Below are 6,751 nucleotides of genomic sequence, written 5' to 3' on the forward strand. Positions count from 1 at the left end.
AGAACAGTATGAGTGTAGTAGCGAGACAGGGGTTCAAGTATTCCATCATAGGTTATATTGGCTTTCTGCTGGGTACCGGTTCCATTTTTATTTTCATGAATAATCTTGAGTTCTACGGGACGTTAAGATACATCATGCCGACCGCTGAAATACTCGTGCCTTTTGTTGTTTTCGGGATTTCTTATTCCAACGTAAAATTTTTCAATAAGGTAGATAAAGACGGAAAAAAGCAAAATATGCTTTCGCTTTCATTAGCAGCCGTTTTTATTAATTTCATTTTATTTTTATGTGTTTTTTTCCTGCTCCCCTATTTTTTTCCGGGGTTTAAGAATACGAAAGCTTGGAAAATCAAAGAAATCATTCTTCCTCTTACCTTAATGCTTTCTTTTTGTGCGATTTTCAATAAATATATTTCAAATTATAAAAGAATTGTCGTTTCAAATATTTTCGACAATCTCTTCCCGAAAATTGCCAACCTTGGAGCTTTTCTGATCTTCATTTATCTGGTTTCCCAATACACAGAAACCTCACCAATACCCGAAAGAACGGCACTGATATTTTTCTTCGGAATGTTTTTCCTTATGTTTATCGGATATGTTTTCTACACCAATAAGCTGGAAAAGATTACCCTTGATTTCAGTACAGACTATTTTAAAAAAGATAATTTTTATAAAGAATTTGCAGCATACAGCTTTTTCGGATTCTTAGGAACTTTCGGTAATTATCTCGCGATAAATAATTTCATGATTGGAGAGTTTATGGGAATGGAGGAAGTTGGAATTTACTCTGTGTTGTATGCTTTGATTTCGTTAATTTCTATTCCTCAGCTGGGACTTTTTAATATTTCAGCCCCGATTATCAGCAAAACACTGGCAGACGGCGATATGGAGGAACTTGACCGATTTCACAAAAAGACATCTTTATCTTTATATTTTTTAGGTGCTGTCCTGTTTTCATGCATTATGGTTGGCTTTCCTTATCTGACTGAATTTATGCCTAAAAATGGAACGTTGCTTAGGGAATATGAGCCCGTAGTATGGATCTGGGGTTCTGCTGTTTTAATTGACCTGGCAACAGGCTTTAACGGAAATATCATTTCACTTTCCAAATACTACAGATTCAATATTCTTGTCATGATTCTGCTAGCAGGACTTACAATAGGACTGAACTATTATTTCATTAAAAATACAGATCTAAAACTGATCGGAATTGCTTTATCTACTGCTATTTCACTCACGACTTATAATGTCATCAAGATCGCGTTCAATTACTTTGTATTCAAGGTTTCTCCATTAACCATTGAGATGATTTTTGTTTCCATTATCTGTACTTTAGCGATTACAGTAGCAATTGTTTTGCCTACTTTCAATAATAATTTCATCAACCTTGTTTACAAACCGGCTGTCGTTTTGATCCTGATCTACATCGGAAATTATTTCACCAAAGTATTCCCACTTGAGAATTATCTGAATGTAAATTTTATCAAAAGTATTTTTAAATTTAAATAAGGACGGGATGCGGGGTTGGAGAGTTGGAGAGTTTGAGTGTTTGAGAGTTTATGGGTGTAGAAGGTTGATAGTTGCTGGTTGATAGTAATGTCTGACATCTGGCATCTAAAGTCTTGTTTCTTGTTTCTTGATTCTTTCTCTCAAAAATTCACCATTCACTTGCGAAGCAAAATTCACCATTGACGTTTTTCAATCCCAGTCTTAACCTAAAGTCTCATATCTGAAATCTTCTAAATCAAGCCCGAAAGAACATCTTCAAGCCTTTTCAGTACAGACTTTTTGTTGTACTCTTTCTGGAAATCGAAACGACCGTTTTTAAGCGTTTTAAACTGCTCTAAAATATTTTCCGCCTCAGGAATGATAAATTCCAGTTTCGAAGGATAATCCTTAGGAAAAACGGCTGTCTTGCCATATTTGATGGTGTCTCCAAGGTTTCCGGTCATTTTAGTAAGTCCATAAATTTCTTCTCTGCCGAAAAATTCAGTTTTCTGCCGAATCGGACACCACAAAACATCTGCTTTCTGCATCCCTTCTTCGAAATCGTGATTGGAAACTCTGTCTGAAAAATATTGTATGGAGATATTTTCGGGAAGTTTTTTTGCTAATTTTTCAAGCTTTTTCAGTTCGTTATCTTTAGCTTTTCCCAGAAATACAAACGCATATTTCTCTTCGGTTTTTAAATTCTGAATGGTTTTAAAAACATGATCGTAGTCCCTCCTCTTTTGAGAAACACCACCAGGAATCACAACAGTCAGCGCTTCATTTTCCTTCTTTTCAAAGTTTTCGCTGTAAAAAACAGGCAGAAATTGATACATATCTGATGAGAGTTCCTGATCCAACACCAGTAAACTTTTAGCATTGCGATACGTTTTTCCGGTATAAAATAAACCTTCTTTCCACCAGAGTTTAAGTTTGTAAATGACATCTCCTTTGAAAATATTTTTCATCAAAGCCCCCTTGGAAGCCGTTGAAAAATTGATATTATGAACAATCACCGCTGCATTATACTTTTGAACCAATGCATGGAAAGTATTGAAATACCTATGAACCGTTCCAATAATGATAAGATCGTATTTCTTTAACTTCAGCTGCTCCAAAATCATAGAACCGTCGGATAAAAACACCGTTTCATCATTCTCGTCCACCAGATCCTTGATCTTCTTTGAAAAATAATAATCTACCCTAAAACCAGAAGAATCCTTCATGATATTCATGAAAGCCTGTGCAATTTCTGCGTGGGTGTCTATTTCTATGTAGGCGATTTTTTTCAAGGAGGGATTAGGGATTAGGGATTAGGGATTAGGGATTAGGGATTAGGGATTAGGGATTAGGGATTAGCAAAGGTAAAGTGTTTGACTGGATCTCAGTCTGCATTTCTTATATTTTTAGCCATTTTTTCTTGAGTGTTTTCCAGCGTTTGCCGTTGATGACTTTTTGCTCTTCTTTTGAGATTTTCAGTTCCAGTTTTGCTGTTTTGCAGGCTTCGTAAGCTTTGATGATATTAAAGAAAAAAGAAATGGATTTACTTTTCGCAGCTTCCTTTGAAGACGCAATATAAGCCAGAAATCGGTTCAGTCCTAAAAAATAAAAATACCTGCCGTAATAATCTGCCGGTCTGATGGTATAATCCGCTCCTTTCACCTTGATCAGTTTCACCTGAAGTTCAGGAAGAACGACTTCTTTCCAGCCCAGATTTTCCAGCAAAATAGAATCAATATTATCCCAGCCCAGCGTTTCTCTCAAGCCTCCGATCTGTACAAAACACTCTTTACGATAAGCTTTCATAGGGCCTCTCACGTGATGTTTATTGGAATTTCCTTCATACACCCAGCTTCCGTCTTTTTCTACATACAGCAATCCTCCTACAAGTCCGTATTCCGGATTGTTTTTAAAGGCATTTTCTATTGTTTCAAGATAATTTTCAGGAAGGATAATGTCTGCATCAAATTTACAGATGATATCAAATTCGTCTGTATTTTGAGTTTTCAGGCCGTTTTTAAAAGCATTGACCACTTTAGAACCCGGTTGGTGTGCTGATTTCTGAAGATTTACGGTTTCAAAACGGGAATCGTGATTCGTATATTTCCCGATCACTTCAGCTGTTCTGTCTGTGGAACCGTCATTAACAATCACTGTTCTGAAATCCTTAAAACTTTGCTGCTGTAAAGAATCCAGAGTGAAAGGAAGATTTTGTTCTTCGTTATGGGCAGGAATGATGATTAAAAACCTCAAGCTTAGAATTTATAAATGATGAATAATAAGCGATAATTGATCCGTATATCATTGATCAATTATCGCTTATATTATTTTATTTGTTGTGCGGTTTCAGCATGTTTTTAGGATCAAGAATTTCATCTAATTTTTCCTGAGAAAGAACGCCTTTCTCCAAAACCAGATTGTAAACGCTGTTTCCGGTCTCCAGAGCTTCTTTAGCGATCTCCGTAGACTTTTTGTACCCAATGTAAGGGTTAAGAGCCGTTACGATACCGATGCTGTGTTTCACCATATTCAGGCAGATCTCTTTGTTGGCTGTAATTCCTACCACACACTTTTCACGAAGCGTATCCAAAGCATTACAAAGGAAATTGATGTTTTCCATGATCGCGTGAGAAAGCACCGGCTCCATTACGTTAAGCTGTAACTGTCCTGCTTCTGCGGCAAAAGTCACGGTAAGATCATTTCCAAATACTTTAAAACACACCTGATTCACTACTTCCGGAATAACAGGATTTACTTTTCCAGGCATAATGGATGATCCCGGCTGCATTGGCGGAAGGTTGATTTCAAATAATCCGGCTCTAGGTCCTGAAGAAAGAAGTCTCAGATCATTACAGATCTTTGAAAGCTTTACAGCAAGACGTTTTGTAGCGGAAGAATAGATCACGTAAGAACCTGTATCCGGTGTTGCTTCAACAAGGTTGGGTGCGGAAATAACCGGGAAACCCGTAATCTGAGCCAGGTTTTTTGCACAAAGTGTAGCATAACCTACAGGAGCATTCAATCCTGTCCCGATAGCTGTAGCGCCCATATTTACTTCTACAAATAAATCGGCATTGTTATTTAATTTAGAAATATCTTCTTCTAAAGTGGCGGCATAGGCTTCAAATTCCTGCCCCAAAGTCATGGGAACAGCATCCTGAAGCTGCGTACGACCCATTTTGATCACATCATGAAATTCTTCTCCTTTGGCACGGAAAGCGGCAACGATCTTCTCCAGTCTTTCCACAAGTCCGATATTCATGTGCAACAGTCCCATTTTGATGGCTGTAGGATAAGCATCGTTGGTCGATTGGGAAAGGTTGATATGGTCATTCGGTGAACAGAATTCGTACTCGCCTTTATTTTTTCCTAATTTTTCTAAAACGATATTGGCAATTACTTCATTCGCATTCATATTGATTGAAGTTCCTGCTCCTCCCTGGATCATGTCTACAGGAAACTGCTCGTGGTACTTCCCTGCTACAATTTCATCACATGCTTCCGCAATTTTGAAATAAAGATTTTCATCAAGCAGACCCAATTCATAATTGGTTTTTGCCGCCGCTTTTTTCACGAAAGCCAAACCTTTGATAAAATCCGGATAGGAAGACAGAAGCTGTCCTGAAATCTTGAAATTATCGATCGCTCTCTGCGTCTGTACCCCGTAATATGCGTCTGCAGGCACATTCAATTCGCCTAACAGATCACTCTCTTTTCTGAAATTTTCCATTACAGATATTTTAACTGTTTTTTATTGTTTAAATATAGCAAAAACGCATCTGAACCGATGCGTTTTAGTTGTTATTTCGCTGGATATTTTTGATTTAAAGCCTGAAGAGTCGCCCATGTTTCGGCGTCCATAATTCCATCGTAATTCAACGGACGGAAATGATACTGGAAGGCTTCAATGGTTCTTTTTGTTGCATCATCCCACTTTCCACTCAGATCAATATAATACCCAAATTTCTGCAATGCTGTCTGAACCACAAAGATAAACGACGGATCGTTATATTTTAAAGGGACTTCTTCCTGTGCCAGAGACAGGAAATTCTGTTTTGCCGTTTCATCGTACCACATTCCAAGTTGGTATTGGTCATACAGTTTCTTCCATGGAAACATAGGTCCCGGATCCTGTTTTCTTGTAGGCGCAATATCTGAATGCGCCAACACATTGGTTGCCGGGATCTGATATCTTGTTACAATATCTTTAGCCAGTGCAGCTACTTTTCTCACCTGCTCGTCACTAAAACCTGCGAATATCTTTTTTCCTGTAGCATCTGCAGTATAACCTGCATTAACGATTTCAATTCCTATAGAAGTATCGTTAAGGTTTTTGTCATTCCTCCAGGCGCTTACTCCTGCATGATAAGAACGTTTGTTTTCGTCTACCAATTGATAGATCTCATTATCTCCGGTATTGTTCACCAGATAATGGGCACTTACTCCCTGTTGGGTAAGCACCTTAATGGATGTATCATCAGGAAGTGCAGTATAATGCAGTATAAGATAACGCTGTCTGAAATTCTGTGCAATGGCAGGGAAATAAGTCTTCACGACTTTATATCCGGCCGGTTTTGCTGATACTATAGAACCGTAGCTTGCTGTATTATCATTTTTCGCTGGATCAGCCAAATTGGTTGTAAAAAATTCTACACCGTGCTCGTTGGTAATTTTTGGTTTTTGAGTTTCGGCGACCGGAGTTTTAACAGTCGGTTTCACCTGTGATACCGGGGTTTTCGGCTTGTATGTATTTTTTTTTACATTTTGTTGGGAAGTACATGAAAAAACAAAAGTACTTAATCCGATGATATATAATGTCTTACGCATCAGTTTATTTTTTTAATCATTTATCACCTCAAAAATACGCAAATTTTTCTTGAATTTTATTTGGTAAATAAAGAAATCTGTTCTATATTTGCACTCGCAATAACGGAACAACGATCATTAAAAAATAAGAAAAAAGGAGGGTTGCCAGAGTGGTTAATGGAGCAGTTTGCTAAACTGTCGACGTGCAAGCGTCGCAAGGGTTCGAATCCCTTACCCTCCGCTATTTTTTCTTTCACTATCAATATATACTTCGGGGCGTAGCGTAGTCCGGTCATCGCGCCTGGTTTGGGACCAGGAGGTCGCAGGTTCGAATCCTGCCGCCCCGACAGTTTTATTAATTTTCTCAAAATTACTTAATGGGTGCGTAGCTCAGCTGGATAGAGCATCTGCCTTCTAAGCAGACGGTCTCAGGTTCGAATCCTGACGCGCTCACTTAA

General features: G+C 38.1%; 5 protein-coding genes and 3 tRNA genes. 4 read left to right on the forward strand and 4 right to left on the reverse strand.

What is annotated here, in order from left to right; all coding sequences use genetic code 11:
* Positions 1 to 8 precede the first annotated feature (8 nt).
* Positions 9 to 1,508, forward strand: coding sequence for a lipopolysaccharide biosynthesis protein (locus tag IW22_RS19670; RefSeq protein ID WP_034730110.1), 1,500 nt, complete (start codon positions 9 to 11; stop codon positions 1,506 to 1,508).
* 230 nt (positions 1,509 to 1,738) lie between these two features.
* Here the strand turns inward: IW22_RS19670 and IW22_RS19675 are convergent, their stop codons facing one another.
* The 4 genes from IW22_RS19675 to IW22_RS19690 all read right to left on the reverse strand — a co-directional run bounded on the left by IW22_RS19675 (position 1,739) and on the right by IW22_RS19690 (position 6,314).
* Positions 1,739 to 2,779, reverse strand: a complete 1,041-nt coding sequence (locus IW22_RS19675; RefSeq protein ID WP_034730113.1) for a hypothetical protein — start codon at positions 2,777 to 2,779, stop codon at positions 1,739 to 1,741.
* A 106-nt stretch (positions 2,780 to 2,885) separates the two neighbouring features.
* Complete coding sequence (locus IW22_RS19680; protein ID WP_034730116.1) at positions 2,886 to 3,740, reverse strand: glycosyltransferase; 855 nt, start codon at positions 3,738 to 3,740, stop codon at positions 2,886 to 2,888.
* A gap of 76 nt (positions 3,741 to 3,816) precedes the next feature.
* Positions 3,817 to 5,217, reverse strand: a complete 1,401-nt coding sequence (gene aspA / locus IW22_RS19685) for an aspartate ammonia-lyase (protein ID WP_034730118.1) — start codon at positions 5,215 to 5,217, stop codon at positions 3,817 to 3,819.
* A 71-nt stretch (positions 5,218 to 5,288) separates the two neighbouring features.
* Positions 5,289 to 6,314: an N-acetylmuramoyl-L-alanine amidase gene (locus tag IW22_RS19690; protein ID WP_034730121.1), complete on the reverse strand. Its 1,026-nt coding sequence runs from the start codon at positions 6,312 to 6,314 to the stop codon at positions 5,289 to 5,291.
* A gap of 135 nt (positions 6,315 to 6,449) precedes the next feature.
* On the opposite strand from IW22_RS19690, the gene IW22_RS19695 reads away from it, so the two are divergent.
* The 3 genes from IW22_RS19695 to IW22_RS19705 all read left to right on the forward strand — a co-directional run bounded on the left by IW22_RS19695 (position 6,450) and on the right by IW22_RS19705 (position 6,746).
* Positions 6,450 to 6,534 (forward strand) — tRNA-Ser (locus IW22_RS19695).
* A gap of 31 nt (positions 6,535 to 6,565) precedes the next feature.
* Positions 6,566 to 6,640: transfer RNA gene (locus tag IW22_RS19700), tRNA-Pro, on the forward strand.
* A 32-nt stretch (positions 6,641 to 6,672) separates the two neighbouring features.
* A tRNA-Arg gene (locus IW22_RS19705) sits at positions 6,673 to 6,746 on the forward strand.
* Positions 6,747 to 6,751: the final 5 nt, after the last annotated feature.

This window comes from Chryseobacterium sp. JM1 (genome assembly GCF_000737715.1).
GTDB lineage: Bacteria > Bacteroidota > Bacteroidia > Flavobacteriales > Weeksellaceae > Chryseobacterium.